This is a genomic window from Pseudomonas sp. ACN5 (assembly GCF_002303975.1).
GTDB lineage: Bacteria > Pseudomonadota > Gammaproteobacteria > Pseudomonadales > Pseudomonadaceae > Aquipseudomonas > Aquipseudomonas laurylsulfatiphila.
The window spans coordinates 90,376-109,231 of the sequence record NZ_MRCP01000008.1 but is presented as its reverse complement, the minus strand read 5'-3'; the positions used below and the strand labels follow the sequence as shown (position 1 = coordinate 109,231).

At 60.3% G+C, this 18,856-nt stretch carries 16 protein-coding genes; 11 read left to right on the top strand and 5 right to left on the bottom strand.

Features of this window, described 5'->3' with window-relative positions:
* Positions 1-2: 2 nt before the first annotated feature.
* On the bottom strand, positions 3-608 hold the full coding sequence (locus BSF40_RS16465; RefSeq protein WP_095965866.1) for a hypothetical protein: 606 nt from the start codon (positions 606-608) through the stop codon (positions 3-5).
* 54 nt (positions 609-662) lie between these two features.
* Positions 663-1,139 (bottom strand): PAS domain S-box protein, encoded by a 477-nt coding sequence (locus BSF40_RS16460; RefSeq protein WP_095965865.1) that lies wholly within the window; start codon positions 1,137-1,139, stop codon positions 663-665.
* Positions 1,140-1,241: 102 nt separating this feature from the next.
* On the opposite strand from BSF40_RS16460, the gene BSF40_RS16455 reads away from it, so the two are divergent.
* The 4 genes from BSF40_RS16455 (at position 1,242) to BSF40_RS16440 (ending at position 4,799) form a co-directional block, all read left to right on the top strand.
* Positions 1,242-1,697, top strand: a complete 456-nt coding sequence (locus BSF40_RS16455) for a flavodoxin (RefSeq protein WP_095965864.1) — start codon at positions 1,242-1,244, stop codon at positions 1,695-1,697.
* 226 nt (positions 1,698-1,923) lie between these two features.
* Positions 1,924-2,706 carry a class II aldolase/adducin family protein gene (locus tag BSF40_RS16450; protein WP_095965863.1) on the top strand — a complete coding sequence of 261 codons (783 nt, stop codon included), beginning with the start codon at positions 1,924-1,926 and terminating at the stop codon, positions 2,704-2,706.
* Positions 2,706-3,608 (top strand): alpha/beta fold hydrolase, encoded by a 903-nt coding sequence (locus BSF40_RS16445; RefSeq protein WP_095965862.1) that lies wholly within the window; start codon positions 2,706-2,708, stop codon positions 3,606-3,608. The genes BSF40_RS16450 and BSF40_RS16445 overlap by 1 nt, the downstream gene beginning before the upstream one ends.
* A 279-nt stretch (positions 3,609-3,887) precedes the next feature.
* Positions 3,888-4,799: an SDR family oxidoreductase gene (locus tag BSF40_RS16440; protein ID WP_095965861.1), complete on the top strand. Its 912-nt coding sequence runs from the start codon at positions 3,888-3,890 to the stop codon at positions 4,797-4,799.
* A 74-nt stretch (positions 4,800-4,873) separates the two neighbouring features.
* Here the strand turns inward: BSF40_RS16440 and BSF40_RS16435 are convergent, their stop codons facing one another.
* Positions 4,874-5,644, bottom strand: a complete 771-nt coding sequence (locus BSF40_RS16435) for an N-acetylmuramoyl-L-alanine amidase (protein WP_095965860.1) — start codon at positions 5,642-5,644, stop codon at positions 4,874-4,876.
* Between the two features lie 772 nt (positions 5,645-6,416).
* On the opposite strand from BSF40_RS16435, the gene BSF40_RS16425 reads away from it, so the two are divergent.
* The 3 genes from BSF40_RS16425 to BSF40_RS16415 all read left to right on the top strand — a co-directional run bounded on the left by BSF40_RS16425 (position 6,417) and on the right by BSF40_RS16415 (position 12,289).
* On the top strand, positions 6,417-8,210 hold the full coding sequence (locus BSF40_RS16425; RefSeq protein WP_095965859.1) for a DUF1302 domain-containing protein: 1,794 nt from the start codon (positions 6,417-6,419) through the stop codon (positions 8,208-8,210).
* A 23-nt stretch (positions 8,211-8,233) separates the two neighbouring features.
* Positions 8,234-9,601 (top strand): DUF1329 domain-containing protein, encoded by a 1,368-nt coding sequence (locus BSF40_RS16420; protein ID WP_095965858.1) that lies wholly within the window; start codon positions 8,234-8,236, stop codon positions 9,599-9,601.
* Between the two features lie 141 nt (positions 9,602-9,742).
* A complete protein-coding gene (locus BSF40_RS16415; RefSeq protein ID WP_095965857.1) occupies positions 9,743-12,289 on the top strand; it encodes a LuxR C-terminal-related transcriptional regulator in 2,547 nt (848 codons plus the stop codon).
* Between the two features lie 69 nt (positions 12,290-12,358).
* Here the strand turns inward: BSF40_RS16415 and BSF40_RS16410 are convergent, their stop codons facing one another.
* Entirely contained in the window at positions 12,359-13,156 is a 798-nt protein-coding gene (locus BSF40_RS16410; RefSeq protein WP_095965856.1) for an IclR family transcriptional regulator, read from the bottom strand.
* 163 nt (positions 13,157-13,319) lie between these two features.
* Here BSF40_RS16410 and hmgA point away from each other — a divergent pair, with 163 nt between their 5' ends.
* From hmgA to maiA, 3 genes are read left to right on the top strand one after another with little or no spacing between them, the layout of a single operon-like run.
* Positions 13,320-14,624, top strand: a complete 1,305-nt coding sequence (hmgA, locus tag BSF40_RS16405) for a homogentisate 1,2-dioxygenase (RefSeq protein WP_095965855.1) — start codon at positions 13,320-13,322, stop codon at positions 14,622-14,624.
* A 3-nt stretch (positions 14,625-14,627) separates the two neighbouring features.
* A complete protein-coding gene (gene fahA, locus BSF40_RS16400) occupies positions 14,628-15,932 on the top strand; it encodes a fumarylacetoacetase (RefSeq protein WP_095965854.1) in 1,305 nt (434 codons plus the stop codon).
* A 12-nt stretch (positions 15,933-15,944) separates the two neighbouring features.
* Complete coding sequence (gene maiA, locus BSF40_RS16395; RefSeq protein ID WP_095965853.1) at positions 15,945-16,580, top strand: maleylacetoacetate isomerase; 636 nt, start codon at positions 15,945-15,947, stop codon at positions 16,578-16,580.
* Positions 16,581-16,700: 120 nt separating this feature from the next.
* Here the strand turns inward: maiA and BSF40_RS16390 are convergent, their stop codons facing one another.
* Positions 16,701-17,504, bottom strand: coding sequence for a SirB1 family protein (locus BSF40_RS16390; protein WP_095965852.1), 804 nt, complete (start codon positions 17,502-17,504; stop codon positions 16,701-16,703).
* 183 nt (positions 17,505-17,687) lie between these two features.
* Here BSF40_RS16390 and BSF40_RS16385 point away from each other — a divergent pair, with 183 nt between their 5' ends.
* Positions 17,688-18,707, top strand: coding sequence for a Glu/Leu/Phe/Val dehydrogenase dimerization domain-containing protein (locus BSF40_RS16385; protein ID WP_007970336.1), 1,020 nt, complete (start codon positions 17,688-17,690; stop codon positions 18,705-18,707).
* Positions 18,708-18,856: the final 149 nt, after the last annotated feature.

Sequence of the window (18,856 nt, the reverse complement as noted above, 5' to 3'; positions counted from 1 at the left end):
GTTCAGAGATGCAGCGTTGGATGAGTCAAACGATGCTGTTGCAGGATGAACTGACGCAGACGCTCGGTTTCGTCCGTATCGCTCTGGTTCAGTTGATAGGCGTAGAAGCCCTGTTCGTTTTCTTTCTCGAAGGTGCCGCGCACGGCAATCCGCTCATAGCCTGAGGGGCTGAACCACAAGGCGAAATGCTTCGGTGGCTTGGTCTTGTTGCGAACCTCCAGCAAAACCCCTTTGCACGACACTTCGTGTACCCACAGGGTGCCGGGTTGACCCTGGGCGTTTTCCAGCGCTACCGGCTCGTCCAGTACCAGACGCCAAGGCCGGACCATGGGCCCGTCTTCATAGATGCTCGGCACGCCGAGACGCAAATGCATCGCATGAAACTCGTCTTCCACCAGGTGCAGGGGGAAGGTTATTTGCTGGTTTTCGAAGCTGGCTTGAATGGTGACCTGCTCATGGGCCGCCAGGCGGGTGAGCAGGTCACGGATTTGCGATCCACCGTTGACGAGCAGGCTCGACGTCGCATCCCGCACATTGAGTTGCGGGTTGTGTTGCATGGTCTGGATGAAATCCAGCTCATCCTGGGTCAGGAGTGCGTCACGTTGCATGGCCAGCTCGAAAGATATAATTACAAAGTCATTGGTGATTGTAATTACTGACCATTAATTCTGAGTTTCGTTTGCGCCGTTCGTCGCCTTGAGCGCAGCAAGCTCAGCCTGGAGTTCAGCCACCCGTCCCTCCAGTTGTGCCACGCGCTGTTGCGCCTTGACCTGCACGGTGACGTCTTTCTGCACACCGACAAAGTAGGTTTGCCCGTCCGCCGGATTTTTCACCGTTGAAAGGGACAGCTCATTCCAGAACGGTGTGCCGTCCTTGCGGTAGTTGCGCAGTATTTCCCGGCAGGAACCTTCTCGGTTCAAGGCGTCGCGAATCAATGGCAGGGCTTCCTGGTCGCGGTCCCCCGACTGCAGGAAGCGACAATCCTGATAGAGGATCTCTTCGCTGGAGTACCCCGTCAGGCGTTCGAACGCGGGGTTGACGTAAATGAGGATTTTGTCCTGATCGCCTTCCTTTTCGGCAATCACGATGCCGTCGTTGGAGGCATTGATCACCATTTGCAGCAGTTGAGCATTAATCATCGGAGCATCCTTTCCTGATTGATTGTCAATTGCATTCTAAAAGAATAATCACGACTGTGGTGTTAATATCCGGGTCTTTTACTCGGATTCAGGATCAGATTGATGAAAGTCGCCATCATTTCCGGCTCGGTGTACGGCACGGCCGAAGAAGTTGCCCGCCACGCCGCCAGCCTGTTGAAAGCCGCCGGTTTCGAAACCTGGCATAACCCGCGTGCGACCCTCGCCGACGTCCAGGCGTTTGGCCCAGAAGCCTTTCTGGCGGTGACCTCGACCACCGGCATGGGTGAGCTGCCGGACAATCTGCAACCACTGTATTCGACCATTCGTGACCAATTGCCAGCTGCCTGGCGCGGTTTGCCGGGGGCGGTGATCGGATTGGGCGATGCGAGTTATGGCGATACTTTTTGTGGCGGCGGCGAGCTGATGCGCGAATTGTTCGGTGAACTGGGCATTCGCGAAGTGCTGCCGATGCTGCGCCTGGATGCCAGCGAGAGCGTGACCCCAGAGACGGACGCCGAGCCCTGGCTGGCGGACCTGATCAGCGCACTGCGCACCTGACGTTACTCCGATATCCATGCCAGTCAGGGTTCTGACAGTACGGTAAAAAACTGCCTGTCAGACCATCGCGGGCGCCGGTCGTTTGACAGGGATCCATGGGTGGCAGGGCGACTGACTCGTAGGGTCACCAAGCTGGCTGCCAATGCAACTACACGAACCCCAAGGGCTGACTAGACTCGGTGAACATAGGAAACACTCCATAATAAAAACACCGAGGCTTCTTGCCGTGACTGTCGCTCCCATCCAATCGCCACACAGTGTCAAAGACCAGGTCAGTGCTGCCGAGTGGCAGACCCGCGTCGACCTGGCCGCCTGTTATCGTCTGGTTGCCCAACATGGTTGGGATGACCTGATCTTTACCCACATCTCCGCCAAGGTGCCCGGCACCGAAGATTTCCTGATCAACCCGTTCGGGCTGATGTTTCACGAAATGACCGCGTCGAGCCTGGTCAAGGTGGATCAGGCCGGCAACAAGCTGATGGACAGTCCTTACGAGATCAATCCGGCGGGTTACACCATCCACAGCGCCGTGCATGAAGTGCGTCACGATGTCGTTTGTGTGCTGCACACCCACACGGCTTCAGGGGTGGCGGTCTCGGCACAGAAGCAGGGCGTGCTGCCGATCAGCCAACAGTCGTTGTTCGTGCTTTCCAGCCTGGCCTACCACGCCTACGAAGGTGTGGCGCTCAACCATGAAGAGAAGGTGCGGCTGCAGGCCGATCTCGGTGAAAACAATTTCCTGATGCTGCATAACCACGGTCTGCTGACCTGCGGCAGCACCATCGCCGATACGTTCCTGATGATGTTTACCTTTCAGCGTGCCTGCGACATTCAGGTCATGGCACAAAACGGTGCGGCTGAACTGATTGCAATCGAACCACAGATTCTGGCCGGCGCCAAAGCCATGATCGCGGGTGTCACCAGAAGTGCTCAAGGAATGGGCGGAGCGCTGGCGTGGCCGGCGCTGCTGCGCAAGCTCGATAAACTGGACCCGGGTTATAAACTCTGATGGCACTTGCCGAGATTCCTCTGTGTGTCTGGCGCAAACGCAGCCAGACGTTCGTGTTCCGTGGCCACAGCATCCGTTACTGGACGGCGGGTCAGGGTGAGCCGCTGTTGCTGATTCACGGTTTTCCGTCCGCCAGCTGGGACTGGCATTACCTGTGGCAGCCATTGACCCAGCGCTTTCGCGTGATCGCTTGCGACATGCTGGGCTTCGGCGACTCGGCCAAACCGGCGAACCACGAATACAGCCTGCTGGAGCAAGCGGATCTGCAACAGGCACTGCTTGAGCACCTGAATGTCGAGCAGCCGGTGCACCTGTTCGCCCACGACTATGGCGATAGCGTGGCCCAGGAACTGCTGGCCCGGCATTACGAGTCGCGGGTGGAGCTGGCCAGTTGTGTGTTTCTCAACGGCGGGTTGTTTCCGGAAACCCACCGCCCGGTATTGATGCAAAAGCTCTTGCTCAGCCCTTTGGGCTGGATGATTGGCCGCGCCTTCAGCCGTGATGGCCTGGTGAGAAGCTTTCGGCAGATTTTCGGCCCGCAAACCCGTCCCAGTGAAAGCCAGATGGATGACTTCTGGAGCCTGGTCGAATGCCAGCGTGGGCCAAGGATCATGCACAAGTTGATCGCCTACATCCCGGAGCGACGCGTCTGGCGCAACCGGTGGGTGAGCGCGATGCAGCGCGGTGAAGTGCCGCTGCGAGTGATCGATGGCGGGGTCGATCCGATCTCCGGTGTGCATATGGTCGAGCGTTACCGGGAACTGATCCCGGATGCGGACACCGTGGTGTTGCCCGACATCGGTCACTACCCGCAGATCGAGGCACCTTGCGAGGTCCTCAGGCACTACCTGGCGTTTCGCGATCAACTGCTTTCCCCTCCGCGCAAAGTCGCCTGCTCCTGATTCGCAGCGTGAACCTGCTCTGCTTCTGTGGCGAGGGGGCTTGCCCCCGTTCGGCTGCGAAGCAGTCGTAAAACCTGTGTCCCGGATTGAATGCCTCAGGGCCGCTTCGCGACCCGACGGGAGCAAGCTCCCTCGCCACAAGGGCCGCGCAACCTGTTGACGCGATCATCATCCCCCAGCCTTATCGCGCACCATTCAGCCTCCCCCGTATTGATTGTGACCCGCTGCGCCGTGCCGGACACTCGGACTCATCGTCCCTTGGCCTGCTGGAGTCCCCCCATGAATGAGCCTGTGCGCTTCGAAGATAAAGTCGTGATCATTACCGGTGCCGGTGGCGGCCTGGGACGGGCGCATGCGCTGCTGTTCGCCAAACAGGGCGCCAGGGTTCTGGTCAACGACCTGGGCGGCTCGACCCAGGGCGAAGGCGCCAGCGCCTCGGCCGCCGCCCGCGTGGTAGCGGACATTCGCGAGGCCGGCGGCATCGCCGAGGCCAACCACGATTCGGTCACTGACGGTGACAAACTGGTCCAGCACGCCCTGGACGTCTTCGGTCGCGTCGACGTGGTGGTCAACAACGCCGGGATCCTGCGTGACAAGACCTTCCACAAAATGGAAGACGCCGACTGGGATCTGGTTTACCGCGTCCACGTCGAAGGTGCCTACAAAGTCACCCGTGCCGCCTGGCCACATATGCGCGAGCAGAACTACGGCCGGGTGATTTTCACCGCGTCGACCTCGGGTATCTATGGCAATTTCGGCCAGTCCAACTACGGCATGGCCAAGCTCGGTCTCTACGGCCTGACCCGCACCCTGGCCATCGAAGGCCGCAAGAACAATATCCTGGTCAACGCCATCGCCCCCACCGGCGGCACACGCATGACCGAAGGCCTGATCCCGCCGCAAGTCTTCGAACAGCTCAAGCCGGAACTGGTCAGCCCGTTGGTGGTGTACCTGGCCAGCGAGAACTGCCAGGAAACCTCCGGTTTGTTCGAGGTCGGCGGTGGCTGGATGGGCAAGGTCCGCTGGGAACGCAGCCTCGGTGTCGGGTTCGATCCACGGGCCGGCTTCTCACCGGAAGACGTGGCGGCGCACTGGCAGCAGATTTGCGACTTCGAAGGTGCGGCGCATCCGAAGGACAACATCGAAGCGCTGAAGGAAATGATGGGGAATTTGCAGAAGTATTCGCTCTGACATTGCCGGCAAGGTCACATTGACTGACCTTGCCGGTGGCTGCATCTGTCGGTTGGAAAATTGTTTGCCATCGATCAGCCGGAAAAGTATTTGAATACCAGTGCCTTCAGATTGGCGGCTGTCTGCGCATCCATTTTCCCGTCAAATTTTTCCGGGCGAAAATGCATCTGGAATGCCCGTACCAACTGTTGAAAACCACCTTCCGACGAGGCGCCCGAAACATCGTATCCATAGGACTTGAACAGCCCCAGCAATTCGCTTCGGCCTGGAACACCCGATGTGGTGTATTGGCTCAGATACTGGTCCCGAGTGGCTTCATCGAACCAGGCGCCGACGCCTTTCAGGTACAGCGCCTGCCAGGGAAACATTGGCCCCGGGTCGCTCTTGCGGCCGATTGAAATATCGGAGTGGCCCAACACCTGCGTCGGCGTGATATCCGGGTTGCGCTTGAGGATGTTCAGCGCCAGTAGTTCAATCGCGGCAATCTGCTCGGGGTGATACGGCGGGAAGGTGAATTGGCCTTTGTTGTCAGTCGCCAGGTTGACCACCTCAATGCCGATTGACGTGTCATTTAGATTGCTACGGTTACCCCACTGACTGACGCCCGCATGCCAAGCGCGATGGGTTTCATCCACCAGGTTGAACACTTCCTGCCCGGTATAACCGGCTTTCAGGTAGCTGGGGTCGGTGATATCCGGAACCAGATAGTGCGCGCTGACATTCGGGCCGGTCAGGGCACTGACAGAATTTGAGAAGTTAGCGGCGGTGTAATGAAGAATCAGAAAGCGTATTCGGCTGTTGAAGCTTCTGGCTGAGCGATACTTGTTGTAGTCGATGGGCTTCATGGTTGCACTCGCAATAAGTAAGTTTGCAGTCGGACGAAGATCAAGGTTGTTCGCCGACTTGCTGGTCAACTTAATGGCCCGAGTGCGATAGATGTTTACCTATGCTTGTAGTTGCTTTCTGAAAGAAATGTAGGAGCCAGCTTGCTGGCGATGGACTCCAGTGCGCCGCGTTTATCCGGTTCACACGCGTTATCGTTAACGACCATCGCTGGCAAGCCAGCTCCCACAAGGGACCGCGTCCGCGTCGTTTTTCACGCAATACCTGTAGGAGCCAGCTTGCTGGCGATGGACTCCAGTGCGCCGCGTGTATCCGGTTCACACGCGTTATCGTTAACGACCATCGCTGCGATGCGGCGACCCGACAAGCCAGTTCCTGCTGGGGACCGTGCCCGCGCTGAAAATGAGGCCCATAAAAAAGGCCGCTGCAAACGCAGCGGCCAAAGTAAGACGTTGGATCAGGAGCTACAAATCAACGTCAGTGAACACGGAGTGATGAACCGAATCCTCGATTCATCTGAAATCTTTCAGTCACGGCGCAGGCTCCGTGGCAGCCAGGTAAGAATAAGCCCTCGTTGCTGTAGGAAAAATACCAATTCCCGACATGCACTGTTGCAGCCCCGGCAACAGTCAGGATTCGGCTGCTCGACGTCCGGGTGATGACCCTGTGCCAGTCATCCTTTAGAGGTACACCACGAATACCTCCTTGGTGCGCTTATCGATCCCGATGCCCGGCAGTAGGGTGACGCCTTCTGTCACTCACCGGGGAAGACGCATGACAAAAACAACAATGCGCGCCATCTTCACACCGCAGGCGCTGGCGGCCGCGGTCGCATTGGGCTGCTGTGCCCAGGCTCAGGCCATTTCGTTCAGCATCGGGGAAATCGAGGGGACGTTCGACTCCTCATTGTCGGTCGGCGCGAGTTGGGGCATGCGGGATGCGGATGATGCTCTGGTAGGCACCGTCAATGGCGGTTCCGGTCAGTCTTCGACCGGTGACGACGGGCGCCTGAACTTCAAGAAAGGTGAAACCTTCTCGAAGATCTTCAAGGGTATTCACGACCTCGAACTGAAGTACGGCGACACCGGCGCGTTTGTGCGTGGCAAGTACTGGTACGACTTCGAGCTGAAGGATGAAAGCCGCCCATTCAAGGACATCAGCGATCACAATCGCAAAGAAGGCGCCAAGTCTTCAGGCGGACAAATCCTCGACGCATTCGTCTATCACAACTACTCCCTCGCCGATTTGCCGGGCACGGTGCGTGCCGGCAAGCAGGTGGTCAGTTGGGGGGAGAGCACCTTCATCGGCAACTCGATCAACAGCATCAATCCGGTCGACGTGTCCGCGTTCCGTCGTCCTGGAGCCGAGATCAAGGAGGGCCTGATCCCGGTCAACATGCTGTTCGCCTCCCAGGGCCTGACGGAGAAGTTGACCGTGGAAGGCTTCTATCAACTGGAATGGGATCAGACGGTCGTCGATAACTGCGGCACCTTCTTTGGTGTCGATGTGGTGGCCGATGGCTGCAACAAGGGCTACACCGTCGCCAGCCCGGCCATTGCACCCTTGCAGCCGATTGCGGCTGCCTTTGGCCAGGGCTTCGAGGTCAGCAAAGAGGGCGTGATCGTTCCCCGTGGCGGCGACCGTGATGCCCGGGATTCCGGACAGTGGGGTACGGCGTTGCGCTGGCTGGGGGACGACACTGAGTACGGCCTGTACTTCATGAATTATCACAGCCGCAGCCCCAACGTCGGGACCACCACCGCCGGGCTCAGCACGCTGGCAAGCCTTCCGGGAATCGTCGCCGCCGCCAACCGAATCGCCCCCGGCAGCGGTTCAGCCCTGGCCCAGAGTGTGATGCTCGGTCGCGGCCAGTATTACCTCGAATACCCGGAGGACATCCGCCTCTACGGCGCCAGCTTCGCCACCACCTTATCGACCGGCACTGCGTGGAGCGGGGAAATCAGCTACCGCCCCAACCTCCCGGTGCAGGTCAACACCAATGACCTGACCCTGGCCATGCTCAATCCGATTGCAGGCGGTGCGGCGTCGCCCATCGCCACGTCACCGGGGGCTGACAACACAGGTTACCGCCGCAAGGAGGTGACGCAGATCCAGAGCACCCTGACGCACTTCATCGATCAGGTCGCCGGTGCCGATCGCCTGACGCTGGTGGGTGAGGCGGCGGTGGTTCGGGTCGGTGGCCTGGAAGCACGTACGAAGTTGCGCTACGGCCGCGACTCGGTGTATGGCCAATATGGTTTCGGCGGCGATACCGACGGCTTCGTGACCTCGACTTCATGGGGTTATCGCGCTCGGGCCATCCTCGACTACAACAACCTCATCGCCGGGATCAACGTCAGGCCCAATCTCTCGTGGTCCCACGACGTCTCCGGCTATGGCCCCAACGGCCTGTTCAACGAAGGCGCCAAGGCCATCAGCCTCGGTGTCGATGCGGACTATCGCAACACCTATACCGCAAGCCTCAGTTACACCGATTTTTTCGGCGGGGACTACAACGTCCTCACCGACCGTGACTTCGTGGCGTTGAGCTTTGGTATGAACTTCTGACCCGGCTGATAAGGATGATTTCGATGCGCAAGATGATGTTGCAATTGGGCGTGCTGACCCTCGGGTTGCTGGCCGCCAACGTGATGGCCGCGGTGTCGCCAGAGGAAGCCAGCAAGCTCGGCACCAGCCTTACACCGCTCGGAGCCGAGAAGGCCGGCAATGCCGATGGTTCGATTCCGGCCTGGACCGGTGGCATCCCGAAAAACGCTGGCGCGGTGGACAGCAAAGGTTTCCTGGCCGACCCGTTCGCCAACGAAAAGCCATTGTTCGTGATCACCGCAGCGACCGTCGACCAGTACAAGGACAAGCTTTCCGACGGCCAGATAGCGATGTTCAAGCGCTACCCCGAGACTTACAAGATCCCGGTCTATCCCAGCCACCGCACCGTGGCGTTACCGGCAGAAATCTATGAGTCGGCCAAGCGCAGTGCACTGAACGTAACGCCGATCAACGACGGTAACGGTCTGGCCAACTTCACCGGCAATCGCTACTACGCGTTCCCGATTCCGAAGAATGGCGTGGAAGTGATCTGGAACCACGTCACCCGTTTCCACGGCGGCAATCTGCGTCGCACCATCACCCAGGCGACGCCGCAATCCAATGGTGACTTCACGGTGATCCGCTTCAAGGACGAAGTTGCCGTACCGTCGTTGCTCAGCGATCTGAAACCGGGCAGCGACGATAACGTGCTCAACTACTTCAAGCAGGAGGTGACCGCACCGGCGCGGCTGGCGGGCAACGTGCTGCTGGTTCACGAGACGCTCGATCAGGTCAAGGAACCGCGCAAGGCCTGGATCTACAACGCCGGCCAGCGTCGGGTACGGCGTGCGCCACAGGTCGCCTATGACGGTGTCGGCACCTCATCCGATGGCCTGCGCACCACCGACAACTTCGACATGTTTTCCGGCGCGCCGGATCGCTACGACTGGAAGCTGATTGGCAAGAAGGAAATGTACATCCCCTACAACAGCTACAAGCTCGACTCGCCAGACCTCAAGTACACCGATGTGATCAAGGCCGGGCACATCAACCAGGACCTGACCCGCTATGAGTTGCACCGGGTCTGGGAAGTCGTCGCCACGGTCAAGCCGAACGAGCGGCACGTGTACGCCAAGCGCCACATGTACATCGACGAAGACAGCTGGCAAGTGGCGCTGGCCGACCATTACGACGGGCGTGGACAGCTCTGGCGCGTCGCCGAAGGGCATGCCCAGTTCTACTACGATCACCAGGTGCCGGCCTACACCGTCGAAGCGCTGTATGACCTGATTGCCGGTCGCTATATCGCACTGGGAATGAAGAACGAAGAAAAGCGCAGCTTCGAATTCAACATCGATGCAAAAGCGGGGGACTACACACCAGCAGCCTTGCGTAGCACGGGGGTCAGGTAGGTTTCCTACAGGCTCCTACACAAAAGGGTGACTTTGCGGTCACCTTTTTTATAGGGGACGATCAGTGTGTTGAATACTTCTTCAACAAGCGCTCGGGAGAGGTCTAGGGTGGCGCCAGAATTATAAAAAAGGCGCATCACAATGACTGCAATGACGCACTGTCTGGACCGCCCAGGCCTTGTGCCCCGACTGTCGTCTCATCATCTGTCCCGCGAGCGGCTGATCGAGCCCATGCTGGTGTCGACCGCGAGGGTGAAGTTGCTTTGCGCACCGCCCGGCAGTGGCAAGAGCGCGTTGCTCAGCGAATGCCTGCTGCGGGCGCCGAAGCACTGTCGGGTCTGTTGGCTGCCGCTGGCGGGGGAGTCGTTGAGTGCTGCCGATTTTCTATTGCGACTGACGCAAGCGCTGGATCTGCCCTCGGCGGATGAGCCCGGGCTGCTGGCGCATCTGGCCCGATTACAGACCCCGACCTGGCTGTTTCTGGATGATTACTGCCGTGCACCCAACCCGGAACTCGACCGGATGCTCGATCGCCTGTTGGCCGTCGCCAGCCCGGCGCTGACCTGGTTGCTGGGCTCCCGTCGTCGACCCTCCTGCAACTGGCCGCGGCTGCTGCTTGATGATGAGTTGTACGAGTGCGAAGGCCGGGCGCTGGCGTTTACCGAGGCCGAGGTCGGGCAGTTGCTCGGTCATGTCGAGCCGACCCTGGCGGCCCAGACCGCCAAAAGGGTGGTTGAGCGCAGCGGTGGTTGGTGCGCCGGTGTGCGGATTGCGTTGCTCAATGGTTGCCCGTGGCCGGTTGAGCAGGAGCGTTCGGCAACGTTGCTCGATTATCTGCAGCACGAGTTGTTCAACACCTTGCCACCGGAGTTGGTTGAGGTCTGGCAGGTGTTGGTTCATCTGCCACGCTTCAACGCCAGCCTGTGCGAGCATCTTTTCGGTACGGGTGAGGGCGCGCAGTGGCTGCACGCGTTGCAGGACATGGGCTGCTTCATTGAGCCTTGGGAAGACTCCGTCGAGTGGTTGCGGATCTTCGAGCCACTGGCCCGGGCAATGGCGGAAGAGCCGACCCCGGCCGGGCGATCCTGGCATCGCCGCGCGTGCCAATGGTTCAGCGCCGAAGAGGACTGGCAAGGTGCGTTCGAGCAGGCGCTGTTGGCGCAGGAGTTCGAAGTGGCGGTCAGTCTGTTGCAGCACTTCAGCCTCGAACATTTGTTCCGGCGCGAAAATGTCTGCCTGTTGTTGAAACTCCACGAGCGTCAACAGGCTGAGCTGACCCTTGTTACGCCGCAATTGGTCGGGCTGGTCAGCGCGGCGTTGTTGTTTGCCGGACGTTTCGATCCTGCCGCCGCGTGCATCGAGCAACTGGCACGATTTACCCCGCAGCCTACGCAGGCGCAGCAACGGCAACTGTTGGCACGCTGGCAGGCGCAAAAAGGCTGGCTGCTGCATTTGCAAGGCCGTATGGAGGCGGCTCGCGGACACTTTCTCGAAGCGCTGGCCGAGTTGAGCGTCGATGCCTGGCCGGCGCGAGTGTTGTGCCTGTCAGGACTGACCCAGCAAGCGTTGCTCAACGCCGAACTCGATGTGGCGCAGACGTTCAATCGCGAGGCACTGTGCCTGGCGCGCGCCCAAGGCTCGCTATTGTTCGAAGGGCTGCTTGAACTCGATCACGCGCAGTTGCTGGAGATGCGCAGAGCGCCCCGACGCGCCGAGAGCTTGTTGGCTGATACGGTTGCGCTGTTGTCTCGAGAGGCTGATCGACCGACGCCGCTATTGGGGCGAATTGCCCTGCGCCGAGGACGACTGGCCCTCTGTCAGGGACAAGATGAGCTGGCCGCCGGTTTCTTCCAGTCCGGCCTGCAGGACTGCCTGCAAAGCCAGGACAAGCACGCGTTGTATGGCTTTCTCGGGCAAGCGCAGATGGCCGCCAACCAGCGCGATTATGCCCAAGCGTTTGATCGTCTGCGCGAAGCCGAACGGTTGATGCAGCAACGGCAGATCCCCGACACGGTTTATCGCAGCGTACTGCTGCAAATCAGCAGTCATTTCTGGCTGCAACAAGGGCGCCCGGAGTTGGCCCGGGAAGCGCTGACCCGAGTCTTGCGTCATTATCGCGGGGCCCATGCCCGCCAGGCACCACCCGCCACGCTGCAACTGATTGCGCGTATCGAATACCAGTTGGTGTTGGCCGAGACTCAACTTCAATTGGCGCAAAGTCCATTGAATCGTCTCAAGGCGTTACTCAAGCAGGCGCAACAACAGGCCATGCTGGCGCTGGAAACGGAGTTGCAATTGGCAATCTGTGAAGTGGCGGACCTGACGGATGAGCCGGACATGGCCCATGCAGCGCTGGAGGCCGGCCTGGCCTTGGTGAAGCGTAGTCATGGGCAACAGGCATTGCGTGATTTGAATTTGCGCCAGCCGGGACTGATCTGTCGTCTACAGGGGACGGCGTCAGTGGTCGATACGGACACCGATGTCTGTTTGCTGAGCGGGCGAGAGCTTGAAGTACTGGACCTGATTGCCCAAGGCAACTCCAATCAGCAAATCGCCGAACAACTGTTCATTTCGTTGCATACGGTGAAAACCCATGCCCGGCGCATTCACAGCAAGTTGGGTGTGGAGCGACGCACACAGGCAGTTGCCATGGCGAAGAAGCTGGGATTGATAATGCAGGTTTGGTAAGTGTTGGTTTTTGGTTTTGGAATGAATTAAAGGCATGCCAACCCTGCCTGGTTGGCACAGGTGTGGCAGTCAGGTCGCGGAGGCGGCGGGTTCATGACCCATGCGCCAACTGACCGCACGGCTGGCAGATAACAGGCGCTGCGCCGCCGGTCCGTTTTCATCGGCATGGAACAAGGATGTCGGCCCCACCACGGTCAGCACGGCAACCACTCTGCCCATCGCGTTGAACACCGGTGCCGACAAGGCATCCACCCCTGGCAGCAGCAAACCATGTACATGGTGCAAACCGCGTGCGCGGATTTGTTCGCACTGGGCCGCGTAGGCCTGATCGTCTGCCAGCACATGGGCTGCGTGGGACTGCAATTCCTGCGCGCGCAAATCCTCGGTCTCGCGCTTCGGCAGGTAGGCGCCAAATACCAGTCCCGTAGAAGAGCTGAGCAGCGGCAGCACCGAGCCCAGCTGGGTCACCACCGTCACCGCACGCACTGCCGGCTCGATGTGCACCACGGTCGCGCCCTGATTGCCCCATACCGCCAGAAAGCAGGTTTCGTTCAAGTCATCACGCAGCTCGGCCAGGGGCAGGGCGGCGACTTTCAGCACGTCCATACTGTTGAGTGCTGCCAACCCTACGCGCAAGGCTTCACGGCCCAGGCCGTAATGGTTGGTCGCTGCGTTCTGTTCGGCAAATCCGCTGGCGATCAGCGCCTGTAAATAGCGGTGGACCTTGCTCGCCGGCATCTGCACGTGCTCGGCCAGGCGCGACAGCGAGGTCGAAGGCGACAACTCGGCCAGAGCCTTGAGGATGTCGGTGCCAACCTCGGCCGAGCGGACTTTCTGTTTACCGTTGTTGTCGCTGGTTTTTTCCATGGTGGCTGGGATCCCGGGACGAATGGGCGTCTTTATAGCTTGACGGTCAATACCAATCAAATTACGTTATGCGTAATCAAATTACGATAAAAATAACCCAGGCGTGCCTCGACCTCTGCAACAGAGTGAGCGGCCACTGCCGACTCCCTGTTCAGGAGGCTCCATGAACCCCGATTCAACGATGCCAGCGCTGGCCTACCTGTCAGGCTTTGGCAACGAATTCAGCAGTGAAGCCTTGCCCGGCGCACTGCCTGTCGGCCAGAACTCCCCGCAAAAAGCCCCGTACGGTCTCTACACCGAGCTGTTTTCCGGCACAGCGTTCACCATGCCGCGCAGCGAGGCGCGGCGGACGTGGATGTACCGCATTCAGCCGTCGGCCAATCATCCGGCGTTCATCAAACTCGATCGGCAACTGGCTGGCGGCCCGCTGGGTGAGGTGACCCCCAACCGCCTGCGCTGGAACCCGCTGGACATTCCCGCCGAACCGACCGACTTCATCGACGGCCTGGTGAGCATGGCCGCCAACTCGGGCGCAGAAAAGCCGGCCGGTATCAGCATCTACAACTACCGCGCGAACCGTTCCATGGAGCGCGTGTTCTTCAACGCCGACGGCGAGATGTTGCTGGTGCCTGAACTGGGGCGCCTGCGCATTGCCACCGAACTGGGCGTGCTTGAACTGGAGCCGCTGGAAATTGCCGTGCTGCCACGCGGTCTTAAATTCCGCATCGAACTGCTCGACCCGCAGGCCCGTGGTTATGTCGCCGAAAACCATGGCGCGCCGTTGCGTCTGCCGGACCTGGGGCCGATTGGCAGCAATGGCCTGGCCAATCCGCGGGACTTCCTGACCCCGGTGGCGGCCTACGAGAACCTGCAACAACCCACCACGCTGGTACAGAAATTCCTCGGCCAGCTGTGGGCGTGCGAGCTCAATCATTCGCCGCTCAACGTGGTTGCCTGGCACGGTAACAACGTGCCATACAAATATGACCTGCGCCGTTTCAACACCATCGGCACCGTCAGTTTCGATCACCCCGATCCGTCGATCTTCACCGTCCTGACCTCGCCGACCAGCGTTCATGGCCTGGCCAACCTCGATTTCGTGATTTTCCCGCCGCGCTGGATGGTGGCCGAGAAAACCTTCCGTCCGCCGTGGTTCCACCGCAACCTGATGAACGAATTCATGGGGTTGATCCAGGGCGAATACGACGCCAAGGCCGAAGGCTTTGTGCCCGGCGGTGCTTCGCTGCACAGCTGCATGAGCGCCCATGGTCCCGACGGAGAGACGTGCACCAAAGCGATCAACGCTGACCTCAAACCGGCGAAAATCGACAACACCATGGCATTCATGTTCGAGACCAGCCAGGTATTGCGTCCGAGCCGTTTCGCCCTCGATTGCCCGCAACTGCAAAACACTTACGATGCCTGCTGGGCTACGCTGCCCGCCACTTTCGACCCGACCCGGAGATAACCCATGACGCAGACTTCCATCACTCGCAGCTGGGTTGCATCCGCTAACGGCCATGCGGATTTCCCCCTGCAAAACCTGCCGCTGGGCGTGTTCAGCCTCAACGGCTCGGCACCGCGCAGTGGCGTGGCCATCGGCGAACACATCTTTGACCTGCAAGCGGCCCTTGAGGCCGGGTTGTTCGATGGCGCTGCGAAAGCCGCGGTCGAAGCGACCCTTGGCGGTCAGTTGAATGCCTTCTTCGAACTGGGGCGTGAGGCTCGCGTCGCGTTGCGCGAGCGTTTGCTGGAACTGTTCGCCGAGGGCAGCACCCTGCACGGCAAGATCGAAGCCCTGGGCGCAAAACTGCTGCCGCTGGCGGCGGATTGCGAGATGCACCTGCCGGCGAAAATCAATGATTACACCGACTTCTACGTCGGCATCGAGCACGCGCAGAACGTCGGCAAATTGTTTCGTCCCGACAACCCGTTGCTGCCGAACTACAAGTACGTGCCAATCGGCTACCACGGTCGTGCGTCGACCATTCGCCCGTCCGGTACCGACGTCCGTCGTCCGAAAGGCCAGACGTTGCCGGCCGGTCAGAGCGAACCGACGTTCGGCCCTTGTGCGCGCCTGGACTACGAACTGGAGCTGGGCATCTGGATCGGCCAGGGCAACGACATGGGCGACTCGATTGCCATCGGCGACGCCGCCGATCACATCGCCGGTTTCTGCCTGCTCAACGACTGGTCGGCACGGGATATCCAGGCCTGGGAATACCAGCCTTTGGGGCCGTTCCTGTCGAAAAGCTTCATCACCAGCATCTCACCGTGGGTCGTCACCGCCGAAGCACTGGAGCCATTCCGCCGTGCCCAGCCTGCACGTCCGCAAGGTGATCCGCAGCCGCTGCCGTACCTGCTCGACAAGCGCGATCAGGCCGCTGGCGGGTTCGACATCGAACTGGAAGTGCTGCTGCTCACCGAGGCCATGCGCGAGCAGAACCTGCCGGCCCATCGCCTGACCCTGAGCAACACACAGCACATGTACTGGACCGTGGCGCAAATGGTCGCGCACCACAGCGTCAACGGCTGCCAGTTGCAGGCCGGTGACCTGTTCGGTTCGGGCACCTTGTCGGGGCCGGAGAACGGTCAGTTCGGCAGTCTGCTGGAAATTACCGAAGGTGGTAAAAAACCGATCGAACTGGCCTCGGGCGAGGTGCGCAAGTTCCTTGAGGACGGTGACGAAGTCATCCTGCGTGGCCGTTGCCGCCGCGACGGTTTCGCCTCCATCGGTTTCGGTGAGTGCCGCGGCAAAGTGCTGCCGGCGCGCTGAGAGGAGCGGGGCATGGAACTCTATACCTACTACCGTTCGACGTCGTCGTACCGGGTGCGTATCGCGTTGGCGCTCAAGGGCCTGGATTATCAATCCCTGCCAGTCAACCTGATCGCACCCCAGGGCGGTGAACATCGACAGCCGCCTTATCTGGGCATCAACCCACAGGGCCGCGTGCCGGCCTTGCGTACCGATGAAGGCGAGTTGCTGATCCAGTCTCCCGCGATCATCGAATACCTGGAGGAACGTTATCCACAGGTGCCGCTGCTGTCCAGGGACCTCGCCACCCGCGCACATGAGCGTGGCGTGGCGGCAGTGATCGGCTGCGATGTGCACCCGCTGCACAACGTCAGCGTGCTCAACCGGCTGCGCCAGTCGGGTCACGACGAACCGCAGGTGGTGGAGTGGATCGGCCACTGGGTCGGCCAGGGGCTGGCCACGGTAGAGCAGTTGATCGGTGATGACGGTTACTGCTTCGGCCCCGAGCCGGGGCTGGCGGACGTCTACTTGATTCCGCAGCTGTACGCGGCCGAGCGCTTCAATGTTTCTCTTGAGGCTTATCCACGCATCCGGCGAGTGGCGGCATTGGCGGCGACGCACCCGGCGTTCATCCAGGCGCATCCGGCGAATCAGCCAGATACGCCATAACGGTTCACACCGACCCAATGTGGGAGCGAGCTTGCTCGCGAAAGCGGTGTGTCAGCCACATAATTGGTGACTGACACGACCTCTTCGCGAGCAAGCCCGCTCCCACAGGGGGGTGTGTGATTAATGAACGATGGCATTCGGCGGTAGATGCCCCAGCCGGTCCGTGAGGCGAATCCGCTGGATGGGATCGTCGCTGAGCAGCAGTGCGTGCTCCAGATCAAAACGCTCGGCGTTCGGGCAGTCCAGCCGTTGGTACAGGCTGGCCCGGGCCAGATAGTCGGCGGTACCGGCATTGCCCAGTTCCAGGACGCGCCCGGCGTCGATCAGGGCATTGATGAAGTCGTCGTGGGAGAGGTACAACTGGCGCAGGTTGCGCGACAGCCGTTGCAGCATCTGCACTGGCTCGGCGGTGACCAGATGGTCGGCGCTGAGCTTCATGTCCGGGCCATACTGGCGATGCAACAACTCTCGGCAATCGTTCGGATAAAGGCGACGGCCGCCGCAGGGATCGAGCAAATGATCGGAGCCCGGCACCCGCAGCAGGAAATGCCCGGGAAAGTTGACCCCGACCATGGGGATCTCCAGGCCCCTGGCCAACTCCAGCGCAATCAACCCCAGCGTCAAGGGTTGCCCTCGTCGGCGCTCCAGCACTTTGTCGAGCAGTGCCACTTGCGGGCGCAAGGGTGTGAAGTCGTCCTGGGCGAAGCCCAGGTCGTTCATGCGCCGCAATAGCGGTTGCGCCAGTTCACTGACCGGCAGCATCGGCAAGCCACCGCTGACCCGTTGCTGCAATTCCTGGAAGTCGGCCAGTACCGCCTGGGGCTTTACTTCACCGTCATGCTCGACCGCAATCCATAGCGCCGCCTCGAACAGCGCGGGCGGTGAACGTTGCAGGCAGGCGAAGAACGATTGGCGCGGGGTCATCAAAATCTCCGGGCAATGCCTCGTTTTAGTCCCCTCTCCGGCATTCGTCCAGTGCTGCGCAAGAGCGAATTCCGGTTATTTCCGAAAGCCTGCATCGCAGCCGTGCTTATTCCGGTGCGCTTCTGCAATTTTCGGGCGCAAGCCTATACTGGCGTCTACAAGAAGTGATTCGGGAGCCTGACGATGTTCGCTCTCATGCAAAGTACTCGCCTTGAATCGCTGCATCTGAGCGTTGACCCGGTCACCGGGTTAAAGGCGGTCATTGCCATTCATAACAGCCGACTGGGGCCTGCCCTGGGTGGTTGTCGTTATCTTGCCTATCCCAGCGACGAATCTGCGGTCGAGGATGCGGTGCGCCTCGCCCAAGGCATGAGTTACAAGGCGGCACTGGCCGGCCTGGCCCAGGGCGGCGGCGTCGCGGTGATCATTCGCCCCGTTCATGTGGCCAACCGCGCCGCGCTGTTCGAAGCCTTCGGGCGCTGTATCAATCAGCTGGACGGGCGCTACATCACAGCCATCGACAGCGGCACCTCAGTGGCGGACATGGATTGCATCGCCCAACAGACCCAACACGTCACCAGCACCACCTCGGCGGGTGACCCCGCGCCGCACGCGGCGATGGGCGTATTCACCGGCATTCGCGCCACTGCGATGGCGCGACTGGGCAGCGATAACCTCGAAGGTCTGCGCGTCGCCATTCAGGGCTTGGGCAACGTCGGTTATGCCCTGGCAGAACAGTTACATGCCGCCGGTGCCGAACTGCTGGTCAGCGATATCGATCACGGCAAGGTGCAACTGGCGATGGAGCAACTCGGGGCTCACCCCATCGCCAACGACGCACTGCTCAGCACGCCTTGCGATATTCTTGCGCCATGCGGTTTGGGCGGGGTGCTGAACAGCCACAGCGTGACGCAACTGCGCTGCTCGGCAGTGGCCGGCTCGGCGAACAATCAGCTGACGCATCTGGATGTCGCCGATCAACTGGAACGTCGCGGTATCCTGTACGCACCGGATTACGTGATCAACGCTGGCGGGTTGATCTATGTGTCGCTCAAGCACCGTGGTGAAGAACTGTCGACCATCACCGCACACCTGTCGAAAATCAGCTCGCGCCTGACCGAGGTGTTTGCCCACGCCCAGGCGGAAAAACGTTCGCCGGCCCGGGTGGCGGACGAGTTGGCGGAAAAGGTGCTGTATCGATAATAAGATCAAAAGATCGCAGCCTTCGGCAGCTCCTACAAGTTGAACGTTATCCCGTGTAGGAGCTGCCGAAGGCTGCGATCTTTTGATCTTCGGACATGAAAAAGGCCCTGACTCCATCGGACTCAGGGCCTGTTCAATTTGGGCCTTGC

Bases quoted from the DNA above. Each gene is read 5' to 3' on its own strand.
- BSF40_RS16390 (WP_095965852.1), bottom strand. From the start codon at position 17,504: ATGACCCCGCGCCAATCGTTCTTCGCCTGCCTGCAACGTTCACCGCCC.
- BSF40_RS16435 (WP_095965860.1), bottom strand. From the start codon at position 5,644: ATGAAGCCCATCGACTACAACAAGTATCGCTCAGCCAGAAGCTTCAAC.
- BSF40_RS16455 (WP_095965864.1), top strand. From the start codon at position 1,242: ATGAAAGTCGCCATCATTTCCGGCTCGGTGTACGGCACGGCCGAAGAA.
- BSF40_RS16460 (WP_095965865.1), bottom strand. From the start codon at position 1,139: ATGATTAATGCTCAACTGCTGCAAATGGTGATCAATGCCTCCAACGAC.
- BSF40_RS16410 (WP_095965856.1), bottom strand. From the start codon at position 13,156: ATGGAAAAAACCAGCGACAACAACGGTAAACAGAAAGTCCGCTCGGCC.
- BSF40_RS16440 (WP_095965861.1), top strand. From the start codon at position 3,888: ATGAATGAGCCTGTGCGCTTCGAAGATAAAGTCGTGATCATTACCGGT.
- fahA (WP_095965854.1), top strand. From the start codon at position 14,628: ATGACGCAGACTTCCATCACTCGCAGCTGGGTTGCATCCGCTAACGGC.
- BSF40_RS16420 (WP_095965858.1), top strand. From the start codon at position 8,234: ATGCGCAAGATGATGTTGCAATTGGGCGTGCTGACCCTCGGGTTGCTG.
- BSF40_RS16385 (WP_007970336.1), top strand. From the start codon at position 17,688: ATGTTCGCTCTCATGCAAAGTACTCGCCTTGAATCGCTGCATCTGAGC.
- BSF40_RS16425 (WP_095965859.1), top strand. From the start codon at position 6,417: ATGACAAAAACAACAATGCGCGCCATCTTCACACCGCAGGCGCTGGCG.
- maiA (WP_095965853.1), top strand. From the start codon at position 15,945: ATGGAACTCTATACCTACTACCGTTCGACGTCGTCGTACCGGGTGCGT.
- BSF40_RS16415 (WP_095965857.1), top strand. From the start codon at position 9,743: ATGACTGCAATGACGCACTGTCTGGACCGCCCAGGCCTTGTGCCCCGA.
- BSF40_RS16445 (WP_095965862.1), top strand. From the start codon at position 2,706: ATGGCACTTGCCGAGATTCCTCTGTGTGTCTGGCGCAAACGCAGCCAG.
- hmgA (WP_095965855.1), top strand. From the start codon at position 13,320: ATGAACCCCGATTCAACGATGCCAGCGCTGGCCTACCTGTCAGGCTTT.
- BSF40_RS16465 (WP_095965866.1), bottom strand. From the start codon at position 608: ATGCAACGTGACGCACTCCTGACCCAGGATGAGCTGGATTTCATCCAG.